The sequence below is a fragment of the Nodosilinea sp. FACHB-131 genome, from assembly GCF_014695395.1.
GTDB lineage: Bacteria > Cyanobacteriota > Cyanobacteriia > Phormidesmidales > Phormidesmidaceae > Nodosilinea.
Window position 1 is genome coordinate 206,904 of record NZ_JACJOF010000038.1, and the last position, 26,382, is coordinate 233,285.

25 protein-coding genes are annotated in these 26,382 nt (G+C 56.8%); 10 read left to right on the forward strand and 15 right to left on the reverse strand.

Annotated features, from left to right (window positions below; genetic code table 11):
- The first annotated feature begins 25 nt into the window (after positions 1–25).
- A complete protein-coding gene (locus H6F75_RS25395) occupies positions 26–3,208 on the forward strand; it encodes an alpha-mannosidase (protein WP_190755747.1) in 3,183 nt (1,060 codons plus the stop codon).
- A gap of 31 nt (positions 3,209–3,239) precedes the next feature.
- On the opposite strand, the gene H6F75_RS25400 is transcribed toward H6F75_RS25395, so the two are convergent.
- The 4 genes from H6F75_RS25400 to lepA all read right to left on the reverse strand — a co-directional run bounded on the left by H6F75_RS25400 (position 3,240) and on the right by lepA (position 8,651).
- Positions 3,240–3,530 (reverse strand): hypothetical protein, encoded by a 291-nt coding sequence (locus tag H6F75_RS25400; protein WP_242020350.1) that lies wholly within the window; start codon positions 3,528–3,530, stop codon positions 3,240–3,242.
- 43 nt (positions 3,531–3,573) lie between these two features.
- Positions 3,574–4,515: a glycosyltransferase family 2 protein gene (locus tag H6F75_RS25405; RefSeq protein WP_190755749.1), complete on the reverse strand. Its 942-nt coding sequence runs from the start codon at positions 4,513–4,515 to the stop codon at positions 3,574–3,576.
- A 331-nt stretch (positions 4,516–4,846) separates the two neighbouring features.
- Complete coding sequence (locus tag H6F75_RS25410) at positions 4,847–5,893, reverse strand: hemerythrin domain-containing protein (protein WP_190755751.1); 1,047 nt, start codon at positions 5,891–5,893, stop codon at positions 4,847–4,849.
- A 952-nt stretch (positions 5,894–6,845) separates the two neighbouring features.
- Positions 6,846–8,651, reverse strand: a complete 1,806-nt coding sequence (gene lepA / locus H6F75_RS25415) for a translation elongation factor 4 (protein ID WP_190755753.1) — start codon at positions 8,649–8,651, stop codon at positions 6,846–6,848.
- A gap of 285 nt (positions 8,652–8,936) precedes the next feature.
- On the opposite strand from lepA, the gene H6F75_RS25420 reads away from it, so the two are divergent.
- Complete coding sequence (locus tag H6F75_RS25420; RefSeq protein WP_073607186.1) at positions 8,937–9,170, forward strand: hypothetical protein; 234 nt, start codon at positions 8,937–8,939, stop codon at positions 9,168–9,170.
- A gap of 143 nt (positions 9,171–9,313) precedes the next feature.
- Entirely contained in the window at positions 9,314–11,125 is a 1,812-nt protein-coding gene (locus tag H6F75_RS25425) for an ATP-binding protein (RefSeq protein WP_190755755.1), read from the forward strand.
- A 49-nt stretch (positions 11,126–11,174) separates the two neighbouring features.
- Here H6F75_RS25425 and H6F75_RS25430 read toward each other — a convergent pair whose 3' ends face one another.
- From H6F75_RS25430 to H6F75_RS25435, 3 genes are all read right to left on the reverse strand, one after another.
- Positions 11,175–11,420, reverse strand: a complete 246-nt coding sequence (locus tag H6F75_RS25430; protein WP_190755757.1) for a type II toxin-antitoxin system MqsA family antitoxin — start codon at positions 11,418–11,420, stop codon at positions 11,175–11,177.
- A 132-nt stretch (positions 11,421–11,552) separates the two neighbouring features.
- Positions 11,553–11,627 carry a hypothetical protein gene (locus H6F75_RS29070; protein ID WP_347710711.1) on the reverse strand — a complete coding sequence of 25 codons (75 nt, stop codon included), beginning with the start codon at positions 11,625–11,627 and terminating at the stop codon, positions 11,553–11,555.
- Between the two features lie 216 nt (positions 11,628–11,843).
- The gene (locus H6F75_RS25435; protein WP_190755759.1) at positions 11,844–12,686 is read right to left on the reverse strand and encodes a prephenate/arogenate dehydrogenase; all 843 of its coding nucleotides are present in this window, start codon (positions 12,684–12,686) and stop codon (positions 11,844–11,846) included.
- A 145-nt stretch (positions 12,687–12,831) separates the two neighbouring features.
- On the opposite strand from H6F75_RS25435, the gene H6F75_RS25440 reads away from it, so the two are divergent.
- The 4 genes from H6F75_RS25440 to H6F75_RS25455 all read left to right on the forward strand — a co-directional run bounded on the left by H6F75_RS25440 (position 12,832) and on the right by H6F75_RS25455 (position 17,747).
- Positions 12,832–14,397: an ATP-dependent DNA helicase gene (locus H6F75_RS25440; RefSeq protein WP_199304126.1), complete on the forward strand. Its 1,566-nt coding sequence runs from the start codon at positions 12,832–12,834 to the stop codon at positions 14,395–14,397.
- Between the two features lie 72 nt (positions 14,398–14,469).
- On the forward strand, positions 14,470–15,012 hold the full coding sequence (locus tag H6F75_RS25445; RefSeq protein ID WP_190755763.1) for a GNAT family N-acetyltransferase: 543 nt from the start codon (positions 14,470–14,472) through the stop codon (positions 15,010–15,012).
- A gap of 99 nt (positions 15,013–15,111) precedes the next feature.
- Positions 15,112–15,327: a DUF2839 domain-containing protein gene (locus H6F75_RS25450; RefSeq protein ID WP_190755765.1), complete on the forward strand. Its 216-nt coding sequence runs from the start codon at positions 15,112–15,114 to the stop codon at positions 15,325–15,327.
- 203 nt (positions 15,328–15,530) lie between these two features.
- The gene (locus H6F75_RS25455; RefSeq protein ID WP_190755767.1) at positions 15,531–17,747 is read left to right on the forward strand and encodes a hypothetical protein; all 2,217 of its coding nucleotides are present in this window, start codon (positions 15,531–15,533) and stop codon (positions 17,745–17,747) included.
- Between the two features lie 25 nt (positions 17,748–17,772).
- Here the strand turns inward: H6F75_RS25455 and H6F75_RS25460 are convergent, their stop codons facing one another.
- A complete protein-coding gene (locus H6F75_RS25460; protein ID WP_190755769.1) occupies positions 17,773–19,068 on the reverse strand; it encodes a TAXI family TRAP transporter solute-binding subunit in 1,296 nt (431 codons plus the stop codon).
- A 135-nt stretch (positions 19,069–19,203) separates the two neighbouring features.
- On the opposite strand from H6F75_RS25460, the gene mrdA reads away from it, so the two are divergent.
- Entirely contained in the window at positions 19,204–21,003 is a 1,800-nt protein-coding gene (gene mrdA / locus H6F75_RS25465) for a penicillin-binding protein 2 (protein WP_190755771.1), read from the forward strand.
- On the opposite strand, the gene H6F75_RS25470 is transcribed toward mrdA, so the two are convergent.
- Positions 21,000–21,353, reverse strand: a complete 354-nt coding sequence (locus H6F75_RS25470) for a metalloregulator ArsR/SmtB family transcription factor (protein WP_190755773.1) — start codon at positions 21,351–21,353, stop codon at positions 21,000–21,002. The genes mrdA and H6F75_RS25470 overlap by 4 nt on opposite strands.
- 231 nt (positions 21,354–21,584) lie before the next feature.
- Here H6F75_RS25470 and dxr point away from each other — a divergent pair, with 231 nt between their 5' ends.
- Positions 21,585–22,778 (forward strand): 1-deoxy-D-xylulose-5-phosphate reductoisomerase, encoded by a 1,194-nt coding sequence (gene dxr, locus H6F75_RS25475; protein WP_190755775.1) that lies wholly within the window; start codon positions 21,585–21,587, stop codon positions 22,776–22,778.
- Positions 22,779–22,788: 10 nt separating this feature from the next.
- Complete coding sequence (locus tag H6F75_RS25480; RefSeq protein WP_190755777.1) at positions 22,789–22,980, forward strand: hypothetical protein; 192 nt, start codon at positions 22,789–22,791, stop codon at positions 22,978–22,980.
- 63 nt (positions 22,981–23,043) lie between these two features.
- Here the strand turns inward: H6F75_RS25480 and H6F75_RS25485 are convergent, their stop codons facing one another.
- The 6 genes from H6F75_RS25485 to H6F75_RS25510 form a co-directional block, all read right to left on the reverse strand.
- Positions 23,044–23,307: a type II toxin-antitoxin system RelE/ParE family toxin gene (locus H6F75_RS25485; RefSeq protein ID WP_190755778.1), complete on the reverse strand. Its 264-nt coding sequence runs from the start codon at positions 23,305–23,307 to the stop codon at positions 23,044–23,046.
- Positions 23,304–23,540 (reverse strand): hypothetical protein, encoded by a 237-nt coding sequence (locus tag H6F75_RS25490; RefSeq protein ID WP_190755780.1) that lies wholly within the window; start codon positions 23,538–23,540, stop codon positions 23,304–23,306. The genes H6F75_RS25485 and H6F75_RS25490 overlap by 4 nt, the downstream gene beginning before the upstream one ends.
- Positions 23,541–23,653: 113 nt before the next feature.
- Entirely contained in the window at positions 23,654–24,508 is an 855-nt protein-coding gene (purU, locus tag H6F75_RS25495) for a formyltetrahydrofolate deformylase (protein WP_190755783.1), read from the reverse strand.
- A gap of 193 nt (positions 24,509–24,701) precedes the next feature.
- Positions 24,702–25,466, reverse strand: a complete 765-nt coding sequence (locus H6F75_RS25500) for a DUF4340 domain-containing protein (RefSeq protein WP_190755784.1) — start codon at positions 25,464–25,466, stop codon at positions 24,702–24,704.
- 79 nt (positions 25,467–25,545) lie between these two features.
- A complete protein-coding gene (locus H6F75_RS25505) occupies positions 25,546–26,055 on the reverse strand; it encodes a PIN domain-containing protein (protein ID WP_190755787.1) in 510 nt (169 codons plus the stop codon).
- On the reverse strand, positions 26,055–26,297 hold the full coding sequence (locus H6F75_RS25510) for a hypothetical protein (protein ID WP_190755788.1): 243 nt from the start codon (positions 26,295–26,297) through the stop codon (positions 26,055–26,057). The genes H6F75_RS25505 and H6F75_RS25510 overlap by 1 nt, the downstream gene beginning before the upstream one ends.
- Positions 26,298–26,382 lie beyond the last annotated feature (85 nt).

The following is a 26,382-nucleotide window of genomic DNA, read 5'->3' on the forward strand; positions in this document are numbered from 1 at the left end:
AGACTGCCTTGATCATACCGGAGCCATGCCCCCCGCCACCGTTCTCCCTGTCCTGCCGCCACAGATTCTGAACTCCCTCGATCGCCTCCGTCACCTGAGTCAACTGGACGTGCGGGGTACCTGGCGCCGCTGTCCCAATGCTGCGGGAAGTCCCGATGTGCCGTGGGGTAAAGCTTGGCAAACCTGGCCTTTGGCAACGCTAAACGATCGCCGTCACATCGCTTGGCCTAAGGGTAAAGTTTCCCTGGGGCTGCACCAGCAATTTACCTGGCCTACCAACCTCAACGGCTATCCCCTTCAAGGGCTAACGGCACGGCTGGCGCTACGCTGGTGGGCTAACCAGGCCGATATCTTTGTCAATGGCGAGCTGATGCAGACGGGAGACATCTTCGACTGCTGGACGCGAATTGTGCTGACGGACTGCGTTGTGCCGGGAGAATCGGTAGATGTTTCGCTCAAGCTACTAAGTCCGGGCCACGACGAGGGGGCGCTGGTGCAGGCCGAACTCATGTTTGAAGCCTTAGAGGGGAACTGCCCCGAACCTGGCTTTGTAGCTGACGAACTGGCGGTCTTGGCTACTTATCTAGTTCAGTTTGACCCCAACAAGCTCGACATTCTCACTCAGGCTCTTGAGGGAATTGATTGGGGTGGGGTAGGCGATCGCGATCGCCTCCACACCTCCCTTCTGCGCGTGCGCGAAGCCCTAAAGCCGTTTTCTCCCTGGCTCAAGCAGCGTACCCTCCACTGCCTGGGCCACGCCCACTTAGACTTAGCCTGGCTCTGGCCCGTGCCCGAAACTTGGGAAGCGGCCGAGAATACGTTTCGCTCGGTGCTGGCCCTTCAGCAAGACTTTCCTGAGCTAACCTTTACCCATTCATCCCCAGCGCTGTTTGCCTGGCTAGAGCAGCACCGCCCTGAGCTATTCGCCACCATTCAGCAAGAAGTTAAAGCCGGACGATGGGCGATCGATGCCGGGCTGTGGGTTGAGCCTGACTTGAACTTGCCGGGAGGAGAGGCGATCGCCCGACAGATTCTCTACGGCCAGCGCTACTGTGCTGAGAAATTTGGGGATGTCAGTGCGATCGCCTGGTTGCCCGACACCTTCGGCTTCTGCTGGCAACTGCCCCAACTGCTCACCCAGGGCGGCATTCGCTACTTCGCCACCCAAAAACTGCGCTGGAACGACACCAACCCCTTCCCCCACGACCTGTTTAACTGGCAGGGGCTCGACGGCACTGAGATTACGGGCGTCACCCTGCCCCCTATCGGCACCGACATTACCCCGGTTGATATGGCCCAATACGCCTGCCAGTGGGAAGCCAATACGGGATTCGTGGATGCCCTCTGGCTCCCCGGCGTTGGCGACCACGGCGGCGGCCCCACCCGCGACATGCTGCTCAAAGCCCAGCGCTGGGCCAGCTCCCCCTTCTTCCCCACCCTTACCTGGGGCCACGCCGTCCCCCTCTTGGATCAGCTCACCTCCCCGTCGCCTTCAATTCAAAATTCAAAATTCAAAATTCAAAATTCTCCCACCCCATCTTCCGACTCCCCCACCCCCTCATTCCCCACCTGGAACGACGAACTCTACCTCGAACTCCACCGGGGCTGCTACACCACCCACGGCGACCAAAAGCAGTACAACCGCCGCTGTGAAGACATGCTGTTCCAGGCCGAGCTATTTGCCTCTATCGCTGCGATCTACGGGCTTCAGCCCTATCCCAAAACCGAGTTAGAGACGGCTTGGAAGCATGTTCTCTTTAACCAGTTCCACGATATTTTGCCGGGATCGTCGATTCCTGAAGTGTTTGAGCAGGCGAACGAGGAATGGCGGGCGGCATTGGAGATAGGCGATCGCATTCTGCAAACCTCTCTTCAGGCTCTCGCTGAGCGCTGTCCCCTACCCTCGCCCCCGCATCCTGATGCTGTGCCCGTAGTGCTGTTTAACCCGCTGAATTGGGAGCGCAGTGAAGTGGTGGACATCGCTTTGTCTTCTACCCTGGCTCAAACTACTTGGCAAGCGCAGGATGCCGAGGGCCAAACGTTACCCACCCAGCTTGAACAGACTGACTCTCCCTCGCTGCTGGTTTACGTTCCCGCTATTCCTTCGGTGGGCTATCGCCTGATTTGGCTGATTCCTGCCGAGGCGGTCCCGCCTAGCTCCCCGCCCGCCGAGTGGGTTTTAGACAATGCCTATCTGCAAGCCACCATCGACCCCACCACTGGTGGTATCGCCAGCCTGATTCACAAAGCTACCGGCACCGAAACCTTCCACGGTTGCGGAAACCAGCTTCAGGCTTTTAAAGACGAGGGCCAGTATTGGGACGCGTGGAATATTGCCCCGAACTACCAAGACCATCCCCTAGATGCGTTTGTTCTCAAGAGCATTAGCTGGATTGAGTACGGCCCTGTGCGGCAGACCCTTCGGGTAGTTCGCTGCTTTAACCAGTCCACCATTATTCAAAACTACCGTTTAGAGTTGAATTCTCCCGTACTTGCGGTTCACATCGACGTCAATTGGCATGAAACCCAGGTAGTGCTGAAGGCGGCGTTTCCGCTGACAGTGTCGGCAGCTAAGGCGACCTATGAAATTCCCTTTGGAGCGATCGCCCGCTCCACCATACCCACTACTCCCCAAGAGCAAGCCAAGTGGGAAGTGCCCGCCCTGCGCTGGGCCGACCTCAGCGATGGGGAACGCGGTGTGAGCATTCTCACCGACTACAAGCACGGGTTCGATGCCACGCCTAACCAGCTGCGGCTGACGCTGCTCAAGGCTCCTATCTGGCCAGATCCGGGGTGCGATCGCGGCTTTCAGACCTTCAGCTACGCCATTTATCCTCACGCTCACGGCTGGCAGCAGGCCAAGACCGTGCAGGCCGCCCGCAACTTCAACTTGCCGATTCAGCCCTGGGTGGTGTCATCCTCTACCCTGTCCGTGAACGCTCAGTCCTCCACGAGCTTCCTCGATTTAGGCGAAACCACTTTAGTGCTATCCGCCTTTAAACAAGCAGAAGGAGAGGCAAATTACTACATCCTGCGCGGCTATGAAAGTAATGGCCTAGAAACATCTCTAGAACTCCAGGGCTCTATCCCAATGGAGGTGATAGGGCGAGTAGATTTGCTAGAAGAACCCTATGAAGTAAAGGAATGGCATGAGGTGAATTCCTGGCAGATTGTCAGTCTGGCGGTGTCTATTAGCCCAGCCCGATAAGATACCCAAACAAAGTTTTTGTCGCCTGCTGCTAACTATTGCCGGGAGCTATCCCAGTCACCAGAGCACTGATCGCTGGGGTAATGGCTTGCAAAACGGGCGATAAGATCACCACCGAGGCGGCTGCGATCACAATGGTTGTCGCCAGCCGCGTAACCTGGTCCGAGGCGTTTTGGTAGGTATCAAATTTGAAGTCAATTTTCTCAATATCTGCTTCTACCCTACCAATATCAGTTTCTACCCGGTCAAGGCGCTGGTTTATCTGCTTTAACTCTGACAAAACCTGTTGTTGAAAGCTGTCTGACGCTTCGCTTGACTGCATCACCTGATCCAGTTAGTTAGGTGTTTCCATCATACCCAACACCCTAGGGCACCAGGACGGTGCGGGGAATCAGGGCATCAACCCCAGGATTTAAGCGCAGTTTGCGAGCCTGAGCCAGCAGTTGCCACGCTTCAGGTGACAGTGCGCCGGGGGCCAATAGGGAAATTCCAGCAGCGACTTGGCGCTGACGCAGGGCGACTAAGCCCCAGTGCAGGTGCAGGTATTGGCCAATGGCGGCAAGGGTGGGGATGCGATCGCGGTAGCCCTCATTCACCCGGCCGTAGATGCGTTCTTTAATGGTCAGATTCAGTGCCATGCGGCGGCTGAGCGACATTTTTTGCTCGTAGCCTCCAGCCCAAAGGGTGCGGTAGGCCAAACACTCGTTAATAAACAGTGCGTCGCCAAAATCAGCCAGCTTTACCCAGGCATCGATGTCGTCGTAGTTGGTGGTCATGGTGGTATCCCAGCCGCCCGCCTGTAAGAAGGCATCGCGGCGGGTCGCTACCTGAGCTGGGGTGCCAAAGGGCACCTGGTCCATCAGCATGCCGTAGTGAATGGCGCTTTGGGGAATGTAGAAGACTTTGCCGGGGCCGGTGGCAGGGGTACGGCGAATTTCAGTACCGTGCTCGTCGACCTGGATGGCCTGGCAGGAGCAGAGCACGGCCTCAGGATGCTGGGCGATCGCCGCTGCCATCTTCTCAAGGCAGTCTGGTGCTAGGTAGTCGTCATCATCCAAAAACTTGACCCACTCACCGCTGGCGGCGGCTACGCCATTGTTGACCGTAGCGGCATGGTTGAGGTTTTGGGCATTGCGGTGGTAAACGACCTGGTCGCCCAGACTGTGCACATACTCCTCAGTGCCGTCGGTGGAGGCATCGTCAGCGACAACGACTTCGCAGGGCACAGTTTGGTTGAGACCGCAGGCGATCGCTCGCTTCAGCAAGTCCAGGCGATTATAGGTAGTAATTACCAAGCTAAATTTCATGGCCGCCTCTCCAGGCCAGTAGGCCCAGCATTCCTAGTTAGGACATTGATTACGGCCTTAGCATGCCCTACCAGCAGAATAAATGACCAAGCAGTCTAAGTCCTCGCGGAGGCTTCTGCACTGATAAAGAGATGGTCAACGTTACGTCAAATCAATCTATCAACGGCAGGCTTATCTACGCTGTTAACTGACCATCCTAGAAATAACTTTCAATTTCTTCTCCCATTTTGGGAGAAGAAATTGAAGGATGTAGCTTGCTTCCCATAGGGCGAGACAAGCTTACGAAAGTTAGCTGCACAGAGTAGCGATGCTACATCGAGAAAAAGCGCTATTACCTAGTAGCAGATGCCATTTCCCGCTGCAGCTTGCCCTTAGCAGCTTTAAAGTCAGTTGCCATTTGTTCCTTCTGACTCGTGCTGCAATTCTTATCAATAGCGGCAAACATTGTAGATTCTTCCTGGCGCATGTGATCGCCAACAACATCCATTAACTGTTTAACTTTTGATTTGAACTCATCAGTCGAAGCAGGGTCAATAGCCTTGATCTCATCCAGCATGCGCCTCATTTCAACTTGCTCATCGTACAGCTCTTGAGTATTCTCGTTACCGTAGAATGAGCGTACGTTCGGATAGACGACTTCTTCTTCCGCCTCAGCATGGGCTAGTAAATCTTTATAGAGCTGCCCAAAATACTCCTGGAGCTTTTGAGGGTCCTGAGTAAGGCCAATTTCGGTAAAGATAGTGTTTGCCTTGTTATGGTCCAGCCGAATCAGGGTCTGAATATTCATATCCTGTTTGTTGGTATTTTGGGTCACCACACTACCAAATACCCCCGACAATGCGGCGATCGAGTCTTGCACCCGCGCCCAAAGTCCTTGATCGGCGTCTTGACCAGTCATCTCACGAACACCCACCTGTTCGAGCATCCCCTTAAGCTGTTCTTGGTGAGCACGCCCTTCAAAATTCACCGTATTTAAGGGTCCAATGGCTATTTCAATGTCTGCGCCTACCTTCTGGGCTGCCTTATGAATGATGATGCCGCTCATCGCTTGACCATGCTTCATCAATTCATGGTGCATGAGTTTTTGGTAAAAGGTAAACTCATCACCAGCCATCATCTGCTCAAACTGTGAAACAAACGTTCCAGTTGCAGGACTAGGCTCGGCTGGAACACCATATTGAACAATCACAGTTTCAATAATGCCAAGGTTTTTCTGGTCGTCCTCCAAAAAGTTCTGAAGACGTTCGCGAATATCCTGGTATGGGCAAACCTCCATGAGCTTTTGATCATTCGAGATTATCAAATTTTGAAAAGCTTTCAAGTCTGCTAGTCTTTCACCAATTAACTGCCGTTTTGTATCGTCTAACGTTGTAACCATGATTGATTTTTCTCTACGAAACAACTGGATTCAAGCTTAGTTGTCAGGTTTGGTAAAACCTAGGTGCCCCCGCAGAATCTACAGCAGTCCAAATAGTTGCTGAACTTAGTATAGGCATCTTGCCTTACAGGTAAGACGCCTATGCTAAGAAGTTTTTCGGACCAGTAAAGTGCTATAAAATCATGGAGATATACCTGCTATCTCGATCGAAGGCGTTGAACAGCTAAATCAACTATCGGCTAACAGAAAATACGCCTGTTGGCCAATGTCAAAAAGGCACTCGGGAAAACTTATAAAGTCATCCTATGCCATGATTTTGTAGAGCGAGAAAGCTTGAACAACTTACCTATAAACTTTAAATAGATACATCTTGATCGTCTACCTAACCTGGGTCATAGGTTTTGGCATTGCTGCGTAGGAGTAGGTATCCCTAACGAGTTAATTACAAAGGAAAAGATTCAGATTTTTTGGTGATTAGAGCGTTAGTCAGCGAAATCCAGCACAGCTAGCCGATATCTTGGGTTTCTCGGCTGGAGATGCTGCGCAAACGCTCTGGTTTACTCAGCTTGCGAGCATTTCTATTTTTTATTTGGATATAGCGCTAGAGCAGTTCGGCTGCTTCAACTGCAAAGGTTTTAGTTTTGGTACGTGTGACTAAAACCAGCCCTCAAACACGCTGAAAGAAGCATTGCAGAGATTTTGCGGAAATTTGAGGTTATCCGCTGGCTCCAGCAGCCTCAGGATGCTTCCCAACCTCCTACCAGCAGAAGATTTATTGAATTGGCACTCACCTTCCTATAAGCAGGCTGCGTTAATACCGCAAAGCCAGGCTCCTTTGGGGGCCTTTTGCTTTGAGCCCAGGCCTAACAGCAAAAGCTCCAAACCCATCATCGCTAGGGCCAAACACACCTTGCCGATACTCTAGATCTAGCTAGCCCTTGCGCTCTGTAGATTACGACAGCTTCAGCACTGCCATGAAGGCTTCTTGGGGCACATCAACGGTACCAACAGCCTTCATGCGCTTTTTACCCTTAGCCTGCTTTTGCAGCAGCTTTTTCTTCCGCGAGATATCGCCGCCATAACACTTGGCCAGTACGTCTTTGCGCAGGGCCGGAATACTCTCGCTGGCCACCACTCGGCTACCGATCGCCGCCTGAATGGGAATCTTGAACTGGTGGCGCGGAATTAGTTCTTTGAGCTTTTCGACCAGGGCTTTGCCCACGTAGTAGGCCTTGTCGCGGTGGACGATGGACGCCAGCGAATCGACCGGGTCGCCATTGATCAAAATGTCGAGCCGCGACAGGTGGTTTTCGCGGTAGCCAATCAGGTGGTACTCCATGCTGGCATAGCCCTTGCTGCGCGACTTCATCTGGTCAAAAAAGTCGGTGACCACCTCGGCCAGAGGCAATTCATAGATCAAGGTGGTGCGACCCTGGGCAAGGTATCTCATGTCTTTGAATTCGCCGCGCCGATTCTGGCACAGCTCCATCAAGGCCCCCACGTATTCTTCGGGGGTGATCATATCGAGCTGCACGTAGGGCTCTTCAATTTTTTCGCGGGCCTGGGGGTCGGGTAGGGTGCTGGGGTTGTCGATCTCAAGCACCTCGCCTTGGATGGTGGTGACCCGGTAGATTACCGAAGGCGCGGTGGTGATCAGATCGAGGTTGTACTCGCGCTCCAGGCGCTCCTGCACAATTTCCATGTGCAGCAGGCCCAAGAAGCCACAGCGGAAGCCAAACCCCATAGCGCTAGAGGTTTCGGGCTCGTATTGCAGAGCGGCGTCGCTGAGGCGCAACTTTTCGAGGGCTTCGCGCAGTTCCTCAAACTGGTCAGAGACGGTGGGGAACAGGCCGCAGAAGACCATGGGCTTGGCTTCGGCATAGCCGGGCAAGGCTTCTTTCGCGGGATTCTGCACCAGGGTGATGGTATCGCCGACCCGAGCATCTTCCACGGCTTTGATGGAGGCGGCGAAGTATCCCACTTCCCCGGCGTGAAGTTCATCCACCTCGATTTGAGTGGGAGCCAGCACGCCCAGTTCGTCAACTTCATACTCTTTGCCTGAGGCCATCAGCCGCACCTTGTCTTTGCGGCGCAGGGTGCCATCCATGACGCGGAAGTAGACGATCACGCCCCGGTAGCTGTCGTAGTAGCTATCGAAAATCAGCGCTCGCAGGGGTTGATCTACCGTGTCCGCTGGGGGCGGTACTAGGTAAACAATCGATTCTAAAATTTCGTCAATGCCGATTCCTTGTTTGGCAGAGGCGAGAATGGCACCGCTGCAATCGAGGCCGATGATGTCTTCAATTTCTTGCCGGATGCGCTCGGGTTCGGCACCGGGCAGGTCAATTTTGTTGAGAACGGGGATGATTTCGAGGTTGTTCTCTAGGGCCAGGTAGACATTGGCCAGGGTTTGGGCCTCGACCCCCTGGGAGGCATCGACCACCAGCAGCGCCCCTTCGCAGGCGATTAAAGAACGCGACACCTCGTAGGAAAAATCGACGTGCCCTGGGGTATCGATCAGGTTGAGGACGTAGTCTTTGCCGTCTCTGGCCTTGTAGTTCATGCGGGCGGCCTGGAGCTTGATGGTGATGCCCCGCTCCCGCTCCAGATCCATGTTGTCGAGGAACTGGGCCTTCATTTCGCGATCGCTGACGGTGCCGGTGCGTTGGAGCAACCGGTCGGCCAGGGTCGATTTGCCGTGGTCAATGTGGGCAATAATCGAGAAATTGCGAATCTGAGAGACGGGAACCTCTGTCATACAAGGCTTACCAGCGGCAGTAGTTTACAGACTTTAATATTGTAATCCCTCGTTTGGCGAATGCTCGGCGGCGAGAGGGGGAGTGGATGGGTGGATGGGTATGTAAGTAAGTGGGTGGGGAAGATGGAGGATGAGGGAGATAGGGGGTTAGACTTGTTATGTCAAGGTCTTCAGACCTAATTCTGTGGGCGGTGTGGGCGTTAACGCTAAACCCACCTATGCCAGGGCTTAGACTGAATGGTAGATTCTAAATCCACCCCATACCCGGCAGTTATGCCACTCACTATGCAACACTCTGCCTCTCCTTCTGGCGAGCGATCGGCGGAAAAAGTCGACCTCTCAGTGCAAATCGACAAGGATCTGCTCGATCAGGTTACCCACCTTTCCCCTGACCCCAGCAAGGTGATCGATGTCGCCCTGCGCCAGTGGCTCAGGGGCGATCGCCGCTACGAAGACGATCTGGTGCGCCACCTGCCTCGCAACCCGACGGTGCCACCAAAAGGTGAGTGGAACGATTAGGGAGAACTAGGGGTTCAAGGTGTAGGGTTCGAGGGTTTAGCGGACCCTGTACCTAACACCCTATCCCTTTCTAATTCCATCCCGACTAGAGCCATCGGTGCAATCGGTTAGTTACCATGGGAGCGTTCCGGCCTCTTATCCCTATGCGATCGCAACCTTCTTTCCCGACCATGGCGGCGGCCGGCCCAGCGGATGCTATCTCCGCCTGGATTATGGTGCTCAGCCCGACGGCAGTGGTGGAGTCAGTTCAAACCGTAGGGGCCAAAGCCCTACCGGAGGCGCTAACGGCTAACTGGGTGGGGCGATCGCTGGCTGAGATCGTTTCCTTTGCTGCTCCCCACACCCTGAGTCAGGCGCTCGAAAGCTTAGCCACCCGCCAGGAACCGGTGCAGCTGCCGGGGCGCTGCCCGTTGGGGTCCCACAGCATTGATGTGCAGTGGGTGCTTCAACCCCTAATCGGCCTAGACGGCCAGCTGTTTCGCATTGCCGCCACAGGCTATCTAGCTGACCGGCACGGGTTAGCCAACACTCCCTGGCTGCGGGCCGTAGAGGCTCCCGCTCTGACCCAGGAGACCTTGCCTGAAGCCTGCGCTCAGCTGCAAACCTACTCGCCCCGCCTCACTCAAATCACCCGCAATGTTCGCTGGACATTGGATCTAGAAATTATTCGTCAGCAGACGGTGGAGGGGCTGGGCGACCTGTTTGGCGTGAGTCGCTGCCTGGTGTGCAGTTGCGAGGCTGCCCCGAATATGGCACCTGAGTCGGCCATCGTAGCGGCTGAGTATGTGCGATCGGGCGATCTGCCCAGTTGGCAAGGGCAGGTGTGGTCGCTGGCCAAAACGCCCGTCCTCAGCGCGGCCGCTCAATCCTCGGTGGCGGTGGTGCCACCGCGACAGCCCGCTGACCCATCAATCGTAGCGGTGGCTACTCGCTACCAAAACGCCATCAACGGCTTTATTGTCCTCCACGATCGCCCCGATCGTCCCTGGTCAGACACCGAGCTACATTTGCTCACTGACCTGGCCGATCAGGTGGGCACGGCGATCGCCCACGCTACCCTATTTGGCGAAAGCCATGCCCTCGCAATCAAACTCCAGCAGGCCAACGCCAGCCTGCTGGAAAAGCAGCTTGAGTTTCAGGAGGCCCGCCGCCAGGCTGAAGAAGCCCGCCAGCAGGCTGAAGAAGCTTCGCGCCTGAAAAGCGAATTTTTAGCCAACACCTCCCACGAGCTGCGCACCCCGCTCAATGGCATGATCGGCTTTCTCAAGCTAGTGCTCGACGGCATGGCCGACGACCCCGCCGAGCAGGAAGAATTTATTGAAGAGGCGCACAAGTCAGCCATTCACCTCTTGCAGCTGATCAACGATGTGCTCGACATTGCCAAAATTGAAGCGGGCAAAATGCAGATCGAAATGGGGCCAATTAACCTCAAAGAGCTGCTGGCCGATCTGGAAAACTTTATGCGCCACCAGGCCGACGAAAAGCACCTGGCCTTCGAGATTTTGCTGCCCGCCACCCGCGACGATATTACCGTCAACGGCAACTACCAGCGCCTGCTTCAGGTACTCATCAACCTGGTGGGCAATGCTATTAAATTCACCCACGAGGGCGGAGTCACCATCAGCGCCGAGGTGAAGCCCCAAAAGGTGGAATATCAGGGCAAAACCTGGCCCGGTCTGGTTAAGATCAGCGTGGCCGACACGGGCATTGGTGTGTCGCTTGAAAAGCAGGATCGGCTGTTTCAAAGCTTTAGCCAAGTGGATGGCGATCGCACCCGTCAGTATGGCGGCACTGGATTAGGGTTAGCGATTTCTCAGCGTCTGGTGGAGGCTATGGGCGGCGTGGTGCAGTTTATTAGCATGGGCGAAGGACTGGGTTCCACAGTGACCTTTACGGCATTGCTGTATCAAAAGCCGGTGGTGATCGACAAAGAGCCGGTGTATCCGGCGAAGTAAGCTGTATGGTGAATTTACAAAAGGATAGCCAGCGGATGACTCGCAGGTTTCACAGGGATTTCACAGGTACCTGGAGATATTGATCGGGTGTTTCGGTGTTGTTGCGAATAGCAAAAAACTGACACTCGATATTCTTCAGAACTTCAGCGCTGTAATAGACGGTGCCACAGTCACTGCAAATCTCCACTGGAGTATTGGGGACAATCAAGTATTGCCCTTGATGACTGTACAGATAAGTAATTCGGCGTTCTTCGTAGTCAGCACTGCCGCAGGCGTTGCATGTAACATCTCGCATCGATTAAGCCCTTGTTTTTGGATCAGTAAATTTGGGCGGCCCGGGTATGTAGATGGTGATGATAGCAACTCGCTTCCCTCGCCAGCCGCAGACAATGTGAATGGGCAGATTGCTGAAATAGCCAAGAATTGATCAACTTTCGCCACGACCTGTATCTGGATATTGCTCTAGAACCTCTCCATTTAATAAAGCTTCTTCTACCTGCATCAAGGTCAAATCGTCGGCTTTGCGCTCAATGTCTGCATGGGAGTGTAGACATATTTCTCAGCGCGAATTTTCTCTTGAATGCTCTCAATATCCATCTTGCCACCCCACCATCCGTCTACCCATCCACTACTCTGCTAAATTCCAGACTCCAAACGTATTCTTCGCAAACCTTGCATGTGGACATAAACAGCTTGCGCTCGGCAGCCCGGTTTCTACCTAGCCTAGGTATGCGGGTCGGGCCGATTGCGACCGGGTTAATTGGCTATGGAGGGCATCCCAGTTCTCCGTTTCGATTAGGGCTTTCATCTGCTCCAGCTGATGCTGATATTGAGCCAAGGCGTCCAGCAGTGCCGTGCGGTTGTGGCGGGCCATTAAAGTGCCAAGGTCAGGGACTCCGCCGCCCACCCGGCTGGTGTCTTGAAAGCCCGAGCTGGCGAGGGTTTGAGCGAGCGTGAGAATAGCGGGGTCAGCTTCCCCCTGGCAGGCGAGAATCAGGCTGCTGCTGATCATCACTGGCAGGTGGGAAATCCAGGCGACGGCGCGATCGTGCTGGTCGGGGTGGCACTGGCAAAGGTTAGCGCCGAGGCTGGCGGCGATCGCCCGCACCCGCTCCAACGCCTCTGGATTCGTTGCCACAGTTGGGGTGAGCACGTAGGGGCGACCCTGAAACAACCCTGCCTCAGCGACCGCTAACCCCGCCTCGGCCTTGCCTGCCATGGGGTGCCCGCCCACAAAGCCCGGCCACAGAGCCTCCATGCTGGGGACAAGCTCCCCCTTCACTGACGCTACATCGGTGACTACCGCTCCCTCAGATAGATAGGGGGCGATCGCCGCTGCCGTAGCGACGACAGCATCAATTGGGGTGCAGATAAACACTACATCTGCCCTCGACACCAGCGCCAACTCGGTGCTGGCCTCAGTCACGGCTCCCATCGCCAGAGCCTCCTCGGCGGTGGTGGCGCGACGAGCAATGCCCATGACGGGATGACCGTACCGGGTCAAATCGAGCCCCAGCGATCCGCCAATTAGGCCCAAACCAATGATGGCAATGCGTTCCATAGCCTTAACCCCTTACCCACGGCAAACCTTATCAGCATATCGGTGGGGGGATACCTAGAGACCCCAACCAGTCATCTATGCGACAATGAACCCCTGTGGCTTGAGTGGGCAACTCTCCGCCTTCTCTAGTCGTCAACCGTTTCAATTGATTCTTTCGTGGCGCTGCGGCGTTTCCCCTGTGATTGAGGCCCAAGTACACCAACAACTGCGAGCGCTGCTGCGGGAATGGGGAGAGCCGAGCTGGCCCCACCACCTGACGCTGGCGCGCTTAGTGGCGCGGGCGCTGCGGCTGGGGCGCAGTGCGTTGATGCAGGTGGGCGGCCTATCGGGTTATCAGGGCGAGTATCGCCTCAGCTATCTGATTGCGCTGATGATGTGGCCTGGCCCGGCGGTGGTGGTGGCCCCGGACTCCACAGCCCAGCGGGTGCTGATGGTTGATATTCCTCGGTTGCAAGAAAAGCTGCGGCTGCGGAAGCCGGTTCAGATGGGCGATCGCTGGCCTGGCGACGGTTTTGACGGGCTGCTAATCACCACGCCCGAGGCCTGGCTGAGCGATCGCCTAGAAGGGGGCCACCAGTTCCCTGACGGCATTCCCACGCTAATTGACGATGCCGACAACCTCGAACTGTGGCTGCACCAGCAGCTCACCGTTGACCTCGGCACCCTCGACTGGACCCACCTGGCACTGGCCTATCCCGACCACCAGAGCCTCATTCAAGACGCTCACGTGGCGCTCACCCACGCGGCCTTTCAGCGCCCGGCCAACCCCTACCACCGCTACCTGCTCGAAGAAGGCGATAGCCAGCAGCTCCAGCGCCTGCACCAGGTGCTGACCGCCAGCCGCGCCACGGTGCCCCAACCCGAGGGGCCAATGCCGCCTCAGTGGGCAAAGTTTTGGCAGCGGTTTAACCCACCTGACCATCTACTCTGGTTTTCGGTCGATCGCGATCGTGGTCAAATGGCGCTGCACTGCGCTCCGGTAGAACTCGCCACTGCGATGACCTCGGTGTGGCTCCGCCAGCCGGTAGTGCTGATTGGGGCCGCCCTTGACCCCGACGAAGCAGCCGAAAACTTTCGCCAGCGCCTGGGGCTGGGCGATCTCACCTGCCTTCAGTTCACCCCCAATCGGCAAAACGACGCGATTCAGCTCTACCTGCCTACCCATCTGCCTCTACCTAACACTCCCCAGTTTCAGGGGGTGCTGCACCAAGAAATTCGCCGTCTGCTGAATGTCGCTCGTCCCCAAATCTCTGGCCCCACGGTAATTTTGCTGGATGATTTGCCCTTGAAGGGTCAGCTGGGGGCAAAGCTAGCTGGAGAGTTTGGCTCGCGGGTGCAGGTGGAGAATGCCGCCATCGACGCCAACGGCATTCTCGTCAGCGGCTGGGCATTTTGGCGGCAGCACCAGGCGCTGTTACCGCCCCCAGCGCTGCTAATTATTGCGACCCTGCCCCTACCTTCCCTAGAAAATCCAATGGTGGCGGGGCGCGTGGCCTATCACAAGCGGCGGCGGCAGGACTGGTTTCGGCTGTACCTCTTCCCCACGGCGGTGACGGAGTTGCAGCGGGCCGTCGCTCCCTCACGGCTGCATGGAGGCACCGTGGCCCTGCTCGACACCCGCGTTCACTATCGCAGCTACGGGGCGCAGATCTTAGAAGCGCTGAGCCCAGCGGCCTGCACGCGATCGCTGCCCACCCACTGGGGTCCTTAGGGCAAAAGCGGTGGACATGATCCAAACACTCTGGGTCACCAGCCCTAAACCATATTTCTTGGGTGTTGCGCCATGCACCAAGCTCCTGCCCAACTCATTACAGAGCGACTGATTTTACGGCGTCCATCCCTGGCCGATGCGGCGGCTGTTTATGAGTACGGTCGTGATCCCGAAGTGACCCGCTATATGGATTGGACAAGGCACACCAGCATTCAGGATGCTATTGAGGCGCTGGAAAGCTTTGCTGCTCAGTGGGAATCTGGCAGTGAATTCTGTTGGGCAATCACTACCAAGGCTGAAAACACCGTGATTGGGACGATCGCGTGCCGCATAGAAAGCCCTAGGGCAGATTTTGGTTATGTTCTAAACCGCCGCTATTGGGGCCAAGGGTTGGCGACAGAAGCCGTCAGGGCTGTGCTGTCATGGGTGATGAGCCTGCCCGAGATCGATCGCATCTGGGCAACGTGCGACACAGAGAATCTTGCATCAGCGCGAGTTTTGGAAAAGGCAGGTCTGTGGCGTGAGGGCATATTGCCTTGCTATATTGTTCGCCCTAACCTTTCTCCCATACCACGAGACACATTTATCTTCGCCAAAGTCCGAGAGCCGGTATGACAATCTCGCTATCAGCTAAGGCCCGTCGTAAATTGAGGGCCCGAATGACATCAAATCATTTAATCTGATGATGAGTAGAGCATGTAGCGGCGTGGACCCATGGGCGAATCAAAACGACGCAAAGAGCAGCTGGGCGAAAAGTACGGTCAGTCAAAGCCAATTTTACCCTGGCTGCCAATTACCAAAGATCAGTCGCAGCAGTTCATGAAGTGGACTGCCCGAGGTACCTGGGGTGCCATTGTGCTGATCATCGCTTTTTGGATTACGCTGCGGTTTATTGGCCCCAGCTTGGGCTGGTGGACGCTGGCGGACTAGGGCGAGCCAAATAGCGTTTTGGTTTTGGCTTCGTCTAGCTGTCCATGTCCTACAATGACTTGGCCAGTGCTGCATTTCAAGATTTGAAGACAAAACCGAGACAAATCTCCCGCCAGCGCTAAGAAATCGTAACTGATGCTTCCCGTCTTCCTTTGATTCTGGGTAGAGTGGGGGAAGGTGGTTGCGTGGGAGCTTACGGGTATATGCTGAGTCAACAACAGCAGTCTGGCCCCCAGCGGGGAGAACCCCTGACAGAAGGGGTTGCTAAGGATTTCAGTCTAATTATTGATGAGGCCGACTCAGCCCTGGGGCTATCTGAGGTGATGGTGCCAGTACCCCAGAGCCGCAACCAGTCTTGGCGACTGCTGCTGATTACTCTGCTGAGCTGTTTTGCAGCCAGTGGCGCGGCGCTAGGAGCATTATTCTGGCTGATCAATCTGCCCCCCACCGCCAACTGCGACAACCCAGCCTCGGTAACGACCGATCGCGCCCAGCTATTTTGTGCCCAAGTCGCGGCTGAGTCGGGCGCACTGCCCGATGTGCTGACTGCCCTCGATTTAGCGGGCAGCTGGACGACTGGACACCCGCTCTACTATGAAGTGCAGCCTCTGATTGAGCAGTGGTCGTGGGTGGTGCTCAAGGCCGCTGAGCAGGAGCTGCGCAGCAACGGCAGCATGGAGCAGGCCCAGTCGCTGGTGAGCCACATTCCGGCTGAGAGCCCGGTATTTGCCACCGCCCAAGAGACCATGCAAACCTGGCAGGGCGAGTGGGAGCAGGGCGAAGCCATTATGGCCACGGCCCAAACTGCGCTGAAGCAAAAAGATTGGGCCACGGCCTCGCAGCAGGTGTTGGCCCTGGCCGAACTGAACAATTCTCACTGGCGGGTCGGGCAGGTACAGGCCCTGTCGCGCCAGATTCGCCTAGAGCGTCGGGCTCAGGAGCTGTTGGCTGAGGCGGTAGCCACTGCTGTCCCCGGCGGCAGCGATCGCCTCGAAGCCGCCCTGCGCACCGCTACCCAGATCAATGAGAGCACCTACGCTCGCCAGCAGGTGCAGCCCTACCTCGATCGCTGGAGTGACCTGCTGCTCAAGCTGGGGCAGGACAAGTGGTACGCCTCGGAACTCGACGCGGCGATCGCCCTGGGTCGCAGCGCTGCCCTCAACCCCAGCCGTGCCAAAGTTGCCCAAGAGCTGATCTGGATTAGCCAAGCCCGCCAACTGGCCCAGAAAAGCCTGACGACCTGGCGCACCTCCCCTGACCAACTGGTGACGCTCTACCAGGCCATGCTGCTGGCCAACCGCCTGCCCGCTGAGAGCCCTTACTATCCCCAGGCCCAGTCGAGCGTGATGAGCTGGCGCAACCACATGGGCGAGCTGGCCCGCCTACAAACCGCCCAAGTAATTGGGCAGGTGCGCACCAAAGAGACACTAAAATCGGCTATTGGCCAGGCCGCCCAGGTACCGGTAGGGCATCCCCGTCGCGTGCAGGCCCAAACGATGGTGGCCCACTGGCGGCAGGAGATTGAGCGACTAGAAGATCGCCCCCTGCTAGTCAAAGCCCACGAGCTGGCCAGCGCCAAAACCTTCGACAGCCTGCGGGAGGCGATTCAGGCGGCCAGCGGCATCCCTCTACACCGAGCACTGCGCGGCGAGGCCCAAAGCTGGGTCTATATTTGGACCAGTGAACTCCAGGTGATGGAAGATCGCCCCTTGCTCAGCCGGGCGCGATCGCTAGCCCAGCGCGGCCAGCTGTCCCAAGCCATTGTCGAAGCCAGCGCCGTTAAGCCTGGTCGCGCCCTCTACGATGAAGCCAGTGCCGCGATCGCCGGCTGGCAGGGAGAGATTGCGGCTGCCGAACGGGCTCGCCTGCGTGCCCTGGAGCGGGCTGCTGCCCGTCGGGCCGAGGTGATACCTGAGGAGACTGCGGCCCCGGTGGAGACTCCCGCTGCATCCCTTGAGAACGCGACGACTGCGCCCCTGGAAGAGGGTATACCAATGGCCCCCGCGCCAGTTAACTCCAACCTGGGCTGGCCGCCGTCTCCCCTGCCCGATCGCATTGATACCGTCCCTGGCGCAGCGGCTCCAGCTGAGGCAGAAGTTGCTGAGCCGCGATCGCCTCAGCCTCCCAGTGCTCCTGCGGTAGAACCCACCCCGGTGGATCTCGCTCCAGCTCCCCTACCAGCGGCGATTCCACCCCAGCCGCTGATGGCGCCGTCGGTTCCGGCCCCTCAGCCGCTCGAACTGGTGCCCAATCCGGCGGCTGCCCCCGCTGGAGAACCCCAGGCGGCGCAGCCTGTGGCTCCAGTCATATCCGCCCAGCCCCAGCCCGAATACCTGGCTCGTGCGCCGCTGGGGTTACCCCATGCCGCCAGCCCGCATACCGAAGTGTTGTTCTCGGGCGCGCTCTACGCCGGACATTGACCTAGCCCAACGCTGATTAACGTCCCTACTGCCGCTGATTGGCCTCACCAGTGTTGCTGCGCAGCAACATCTCTTGGTGGCGAATAGTGTTGTTGGCGATCTCCCACGGAAAGGTAAACGACTCAAACGACTCGCTAGTGATGCGATCGACATCTAAATCGGTTACTACCCGTCTGAGAATGTCAAACAGGGTTTCCCGCAGAGCCGCCAGTTCCTCCAGCGATTGAGCCCGATCGATTTCATCGATCAGCGCCAAAATTTCTAGGTTGTAGGTGTCGGCTCGATTCTTTTGCTTGCCCAACAGCCACGATCGCAGCTGCCACAGGCTCGAAATACCCAGCACACCCACCGACAGCAGCAGCCCAATAGGTTCGGCATACTCCACCAAGAACTCAGGCTCGCCCTGGCTATAAAAGGCTTCGGCTCCAGGGTGCAGCGGCAGGCCTAAATCCCCCGAGGTGTCCAGGCGAATTCTGGCGGCGCGGGGATATAGCGCCACTAGCTCGTTGCGGTTTTGGTGCAGGGTCTGGGTGAGGGCATTTACCACCTTCGGGGGCAGACTCTCGTGGGCCACCAGCAGCGCATTTACCGCCACCGCCGGCAGGTCGGCGGCGGGCACGGGCCGCCCGCCGTTATAGGTTCCCTTAGGAATTACCTGAGCTTCGAGGTAGGGCAGCGACAGCTGGAGGGCATCGCCCTGATCGATCGGAATCAAGCGAATAGTACCAGTTTGCAGCAGCTCCCCCACGGCGGGATTGCCTAGGGTAATGACCCGAAACAGGGCGTCCGCCTTTCCCGCAGCCAGGGCGGCGTGGGCTTGATCGGCAGGCATAGGCAGAACCGTCATGGTGTCTGCGCTCAGGCCGTAGTGCTGCACTAGCGGCCAGAATAGGGCATAGGAGCCGCTGCCCTCGGGCATGAGGGCCACCCGCTTGCCCCGCAGGTCAGCCACGCCGTTGATATTGGTATTGGTGCGAGCCAGCAGATGAAACATCTCAGGAAACAGCAGGGCCACCGCCCGCACTGGGGGCTGTACCGGTGTATCGCTCTGCACTAGGGCCAACTGGGCCGCCTTGGTCTGGAGCAAATCCATATTTTGTAGAGAGCCGTCGGTTTCTATCACCTCAATGGCAATGGTGGGATGGTTGCGAGCCACCACCTCGGCAAAGGCCTGGCTAAAGGCGTAATATTCACCCGTGCTGCCACCCGAAGCCAGCACCAGTCGGTAGGTGCGGGTGTGCTCGCGCACCAAAAAAAAGGCTGAGGCCACAACCCCCACCAGACTCAGCACCACCACCGGCAAGACAACCTTTCCCTGCATAGATCTCCTGGGCCGATATAAAATGGTGACTGGCTGATTTTGCCGTGGGGTGCTGTCCAAGTCCAGCTCAGGATTGGTAGGCTTTCCACCGCAAAACTCCATCTCTGGAATTGGATTGGGTTTACATTTACACCTATGGCTCTACTCCAAAATTTACCCTACGTACCCGATACTGTGCGCGGTCGCACTGTCGGGCGCAGCTTTCAGGCCGTGTTCCTGATGGTGCTGGTGTCGGTGCTGCTGGTGGGGGCCTTTGGGCTGCGGCTATTTCAGCTCCAGGTGGTGGAGGGCGATCGCAACCGTCAGCTAGCTGACACCAACCGCATTCGCCTGGTGCCCAAGCGCCCGGCTCGCGGCACCATCTTTGACCGCAACGGCAAAATTCTTGCCGGCAGCCGCCTGTCGCATACGGTGTCAATTTGGCCGATCGCACTACCCCGCGATAAGTGGCCGATGGTAATTAACCGCCTGTCCAAGGTGCTCAATGTGCCCCCTGACGAGATTCAAAGGCGCCTAGAGCAGGCGGGCTACGAGTCGATTGAATCGATTACCATTGCCCGCGGCATTAGCCCCGCCCAGGCCACGGCCCTGGCTGAATACACCAACGAGCTGCCTGGGGTGCGTCTGGAGGCCGAGGCGGTGCGCAACTATCCCAACGGTGACCTCGCCGCCCACGTCATTGGCTACACGGGCGAACTCACCGACGAGCAGCTCAAGGCCCGCCGCGAGCAGGGCTATCGTCTGGGGGATGTGGTGGGACAGATGGGGGCCGAGGCGGCCTTTGAGAGCACGCTGCACGGCACCTGGGGTGGCCAGCAGGTGGAAGTGGATAGCGCTGGACGAATTATCAGCATTTTGGGCGATAAGCCCGCTGTTGCCGGAAAAGACATTCAGCTCACTATCGATATTGAGCTGCAGCGGGCGGCGGAGGCAGCTCTGGGCACCCGTGAGGGGGCGATCGTCGCCATCGACCCGCGCAGTGGCGCTGTGCTGGCCATGGCCAGTTGGCCCACCTACGACCCCAATATTTTCACCACCCGCATTACTGAGGCCCAGTGGCAGCAGCTTCAGGGAGCTGACCACCCCTTTCTCAACCGATCGCTGCAAGCGTTTCCACCGGCCAGTACCTTTAAGATTGTCACCACGGCGGCGGCCCTAGAGTCGGGTAAATACGATCCAGGCACGGTGCTGCCCACCTATCCCTACATCCAGGTAGGAGGCATTCAGTTTGGCGATTGGAACCGAGCGGGCTTCGGCCCCCTAGGTTTCCCCGGAGCGATGGCCTGGAGTAGCGACACCTTCTTTTATCAGGTAGCTATGCGCTTGGGTGGCCCCACTCTGATTGAGATGACCCGCCGCTTTGGCTTTGGCCGCAAAACCGGCATTGAGCTGGGGGCCGAAGAAAGCCCTGGCTTGGTGCCCGACGACGCCTGGAAGCAAAAAACCCTCGACACCCCCTGGGTGATTGGCGATGCCATCAACATGTCGATTGGCCAGGGGTTTATGCAGGCAACCCCCCTCCAGGTGGCAAACATGTTTGCGGTGCCCGCCAACAATGGCTACCGGGTCACCCCCCACCTACTCAAAGACAACGAAGAGCACCGCAACTGGAAAGAGTCTCTAGAGCTAAGCGATGTGACGATTGACGTCTTACACCAGGGGCTGCGACGGGTAATTACAGGCGGCACGGGCCAGAGCCTCAACGTGCCCCACCTACCTCCCCTTTCGGGTAAAAGTGGCACCGCTGAAGCGCCGCCTGGCCTTTCCCACGCCTGGTTTGGAGCCTATGCCCCCATGGAAAACCCCGAGGTGGTGGTGGTGGCTTTTGCCGAACACTCGGGCGGCGGCGGTGGTAAGGTGGCGGCCCCCATGGTGTTGCAGGTGTTAGAGGCTTACTTCAAGGCCAATCAAAATTCAACAGCGGCAGCGCCCTAGCTGCGGCTAGCGAGGCTAAAGTTGCGAAAGTGCTGGGCCTGGGCCTCAATGCGGCAGGCGAGGCGATCGCACACCAATCCGCATAGGTCAAAGATGAGCTCGTCGGCGACGCTGTAGTAGGCGGAGGTGCCTTCGGTGCGGCGGCTGAGAATGCCCGCCTGGAGCATCACCTTAAGGTGCTTGGAGACGTTAGCCTGGCTGGTTTGGGTGGCCTCGACCAGCTCCTGCACGCATTTTTCACCCTCGCGCAGGAAGTTAAGAATTCGTAGCCGCATGGGCTCACTGAGTACGCTGAAATACTCTGCTACCTGCTGCACAACTTCAGCTGAAACCGGTTCTACAGAGTCCATTGGGTTTAGGGGGTAGGATCGGGTGTGCGCAAACGATTCCCAGTAATTTTAACAACTATTGTATTTTTACAGTTATCCATAGCGATACAGTCATCAAATCTTGTCAATTGCTTAGCCATGATCCCCGAGGGGTTTAACCGAAGTTTAGGAAACGAGATTTCGCTAAGACCTTGGGTCATGGCCCCCGCCGTGGGATTCTTAAAGAAGCGTTCACCCACCTTGAGGATTGCTGTGAAAGCCATCACCCTGCTTGGATCAACTGGGTCTATCGGTACCCAGACCCTCGACATTTTGGAGCACCACCCCGACCAGTTCCGCCTAGTGGGTATTGCCGCAGGGAACAATGTGGAGCTGCTAGCCCAACAGGTGCGCCAGTTTAAGCCTGAGATCGTCGCCATCTGCAATCCCGACAAACTGGGTGAACTGCGCGACGCCCTAGCCGGTCTCGACCCGATGCCCCAGCTGCTCGCGGGCGACGACGGGATTGTGGAAGTGGCCCGCTACGGCGACGCTGAGGCCGTAGTGACAGGCATTGTTGGCTGCGCTGGTCTGCTGCCGACCCTGGCGGCGATCGAGGCGGGTAAAGACATTGCCTTAGCCAACAAAGAGACCCTGATTGCCGGTGGCCCCGCCGTGCTGCCCCTGGTCGAAAAGCACGGCGTCAAGCTGCTGCCCGCCGACTCCGAGCACTCTGCCATTTTCCAGTGCCTTCAAGGGGTACCCAAAGACGGGCTGCGGCGGATTTTACTTACGGCTTCTGGCGGTGCCTTCCGCGACTGGCCGGTGGAGAAGCTGGCCCAGGTAACGGTGGCCGATGCCCTCAAGCACCCCAACTGGTCGATGGGTCGCAAGATTACCGTGGATTCTGCCACTCTGATGAACAAGGGGCTAGAGGTGATCGAGGCCCACTATCTATTTGGTCTGGACTACGATCGCATCGACATCGTCATCCATCCCCAAAGCATTATTCACTCGCTAATTGAGTTGCAAGATACGTCGGTGCTGGCTCAGCTGGGCTGGCCCGATATGCGTTTGCCGCTGCTCTATGCCCTCTCCTGGCCCGATCGCATCTACACCGACTGGGAACCGCTTGACTTGGTCAAAGCGGGCGACCTCACCTTCCGCGAGCCCGACCACGCCAAATATCCCTGCATGGATCTGGCCTACGCCGCTGGGCGGGCAGGCGGGACGATGACCGCTGTGCTCAACGCCGCCAACGAGCAGGCGGTGGCACTATTCTTAGACGAAAAGATTCATTTCTTAGAGATTCCCAAAGTGATTGAAGGGGTGTGCGATCGCCACCGCTCCCACAACGTTACTCAGCCGGTGCTGGCCGATATTCTCGCTGCCGACCAGTGGGCTAGAGCCGAGGCTACCAGCGTTAGCGAGTCGTTGACCTCAGCCACTGTCGTTTCAATGGGATAGGAGGGTACCCGTGGAGCTGCTGATTGTGCTGGGGGCGATCGTGATTGCGATCGTGGTGTTTGGCTGGGTGTTTAAGCTGATCAAAAACACCATTCAAACGGTGCTGTTGGTGACCTTTTTGCTGCTGGCGCTCTACTTCATCTTTGGCATCGGCCCCGATGCCGTTTGGGATCAGATTCAAACCTGGCTAGAGGGCACGTAGGGTTTGAGAGGCCGTGTCACCGCTGGGATGCTTACCAAGTAACAGCTATAGTTATTTGCCCGGTTACGGCTCCTCGTAAATATCGCGTCGATGACCCACTTTAATTACTCGGATAACGAGGGCCATCTCCTCAATGCTGTAGATAATCCGATAATCACCTAACCTTACGCGATACTGATTTTGCCGTCCCTTGAGCTTCTTGCAGCCCAGCGGTCTAGGCTCTTGAGCTAGCCGCTCGAGCAGCACAACTAAGTCTTTTTGAACGGCCAAGGGAAGCTTTTTTAGCTGTCGCTGGGCAGCGGGCTGGATCAGAATCTCGTAGCTCATCCAAGACCAAGCTCTTGTTTAAAGCTCTCCAGCGAAACGCTTCCCGGCTCTTGCAGCGCCATGTCTGCGTCAAAACCATCAATTTCATCTTCAATGGTTTCTAGCGCTTGCGCTAGGTCAGCACTGTACTTAAATTGCAAATACTGCAAGAAATGGTAGAGCTCGTCTAGGGCGGTTCTTGGCAGGGGCGAGATCTCTAAATTGACAATTTCAGTGAGCGGCAAGGTAGTCATAGCTGGCCCAAAGGAAGAGTGAGTGAATCTTGTCCTATCCTAGCGATTGCCCCTAGGTAGCGATCACGGGACGATCAAGCCATCTCTTGCTTAGGACCCTTGAATATGGGCGATTAAGCAAACACTACGGTGCGGTTGCCGTAGACAAGGGTGCGGTTTTGCAGGTGCAGCCGCACGGCGCGGGCGAGCACAATGCGCTCCACATCTTTGCCTTTGCGAATTAGCTCCTTCACGTCGTCGCGGTGGCTGATGCGCACTACATCTTGCTCAATAATCGGGCCTTCATCGAGGTCGGAGGTGACGTAGTGAGCGGTGGCCCCAATGATCTTCACCCCCCGCTGAAAGGCGCGCTGGTAGGGGTTTGCTCCCATAAAGGCGGGCAAAAACGAGTGGTGAATGTTGATAACGCGATCGTACTGGACCAGGAAATCTGAGCTGAGCACCTGCATATATTTGGCTAGCACCACCAGATCAATGTTGTATGCCTTGAGGAGTTCTAGCTGCCGCTGTTCTTGCTCAGCCTTGGTGTCTTTGGTCATCGGCAGGTGCTCGAAGGCGATACCAAACTGGTCAGCGATGGGTTTAAGGTGGGGGTGATTGCTGATGATCAGCGGAATTTCGGCCTTGAACTCGCCTGCTTTGTGCCGCCAAAGCAGGTCGAGCAGGCAGTGGTCTTGATGGCTGACCCAGATCGACAGGCGAGGCACGGCGTCAGAAAAGTGGAGCTGCCAGGTGGCCCCGAGGGGGTGGGCGATCGCCGCAAAGGCCGGCCCAATAATTTCTCTGGGCAGGTTGAACCCCTCTAGCTCCCACTCTAGGCGCGACAAAAAAAGCCCAGCCTCTGGATCGCGGTGCTGGTCGGCATGGAGAATGTTGCCGCCGTTGGCGTAGATAAAGTTGGCAATCTTGGCCACCAAACCCTTTTGGTCTGGGCAAGAGAACAGCAAAATAGCGGTGGGAGAAGCCATTGAGGAGTGGATGAGTGGGCGGGTGGATGGTAGTTGGGTTATAGAAGCCCAAGGTCAGTTGGTGGTCTCGCTTTGGAGAGTTTGTGGGGCAGGCGTAGGTGGGCACTGCCCACCAACCTTAAATCAATGCGATTCAGCGCTCATCGACCGCGCGAAAGCAACGGTGGGCTTAGCCTAGCACCCGCAACGGCACTCAATTGGTAGCCCCAGGAGCAGGGCTGCCAGTTGGCGCAGGTGCAGGCTGAGCCTCGTTTGCCGAAGGCTCTACAGTGGGTGTCGGATTAGGTGTTGGGGTAGGCGCCGGAGTTGGTGCCGGGGCTGGAGGGGCTGCCGCTGGTGTGCTGCTCTCTGGGGTTGAATTGGCCCCCGGATTTGCTGAGGCTGGGGTTTCTACCGGCATCTTCCACTCCGCTAGGGGGCGATTGATGCCGTTGGCCACGTCGCGGGTGACGACGAAGACTGAGTATTCTGACTCCCCAGCTGGGGGCCAGGGCTCGGGATCCACTACAGCATAGTTGGCGCTGCCGCTGAAGTCAGGGCCACCCAAAATTAGCTCGTGCTCGGTGCCGTCTTTGAGGGTAACGGTGACGATGCCTAGGGGGGCGTTGAATCCAAAGTCGGTAGCCTGGTCGGCTCGCATGGTGACGGTTTGTAGGGGCGAGTCGGTATTGAGACGGCTGAGAAGGAAGGCGATCGCCCCTGGTTCAGCCGGGGCAGTTTGAGGTTTGGTCATTTGCCAGGTTTCACCGTCGCCCTGCGTAAAGACCAGGGTTTCATTGCCGCGATCGACGGTGAGGGTGGCAACGTCGGTTTCTTCAAAGGTGAAGATGGGCGCTGTCGGTTCGGTTTCGGTGGCTGATTCGGGAGACTGCGATCGCTGCGACTCAGCAATCAGCACCCCGGCCCCCAGCAAAAAGGCCACCCCTACCAGCATTACCGTACTGCGCTTAAGCTTCATACCCGCTTACCAAAACTCCCAAGTCGTAGGATAGATCCTGCTGTGCTGATCCATCCTACGACCTGGGGTGCTGATTGTATTAGGGTTTAACTAATTCAAATTCAGTGAGTAGCCAATCCCTTAAAACTTGAGTCTCAGGAACCTTCCCATCAATATCCTGAGGACGCACAGTGGGGATTCCCAGAATACCCGCAAAATCACTTGGATTTAGCGTCAAGATCTGGCTAATATCCGCAACTGCCATCACAGCTGCAAGGCGAGCATCGTGAGTTCGTTTACCCTTAATTTCATTCTCGGTTACAAGAGTAAGCCAAGTCCATAGAATTTGCGGCCCTTCTTCTACCAGGGGAAATCGAACAGTCAGTTGATCAATCACTTGGCGCGTTTGCTCGATTGACCAACCCAAGCCATTTACCTCAGTAGGACGAGTGGCAACAACCCAAAGCTCAATCAGAACTTGTGCCGTTAAACAACACTCATACCCCTGCATAAGCAAGGTGGCGACGGCCTCTGTCACTAGCCCATGTTGTTCGTCAGACGGGTTTCTGAACCGTAGAACAATGTTGGTGTCTAGCAGATATTTGACCATCAGTCGTAAATGGTGCTGCGGTCAAACGCTTCATCTGAAAGACTCGGGCCTGTTTGAGGTAGCTGCGAGACCCAGGTACGAAAGTTCTGAGCACGCTCCAAAGCAGTCGCATGCTGCCAGAACAGATTGTCCTGAGATGGCGGTTCAGTTTGAGACTTGAACGAGTTGACAAGCTCAGCAATTTTCTTCAGTTGACTTTCGCTGAGTTTATCAATCTCTTGTTTGAGAGTTTCACGCAGCATGGCTTTTGTCCCTAACCAAGACCATCTATCTACCTACTATGTTGCTCGTATCGGATGCCCTACAACAAGCTAAGCACATCCGATA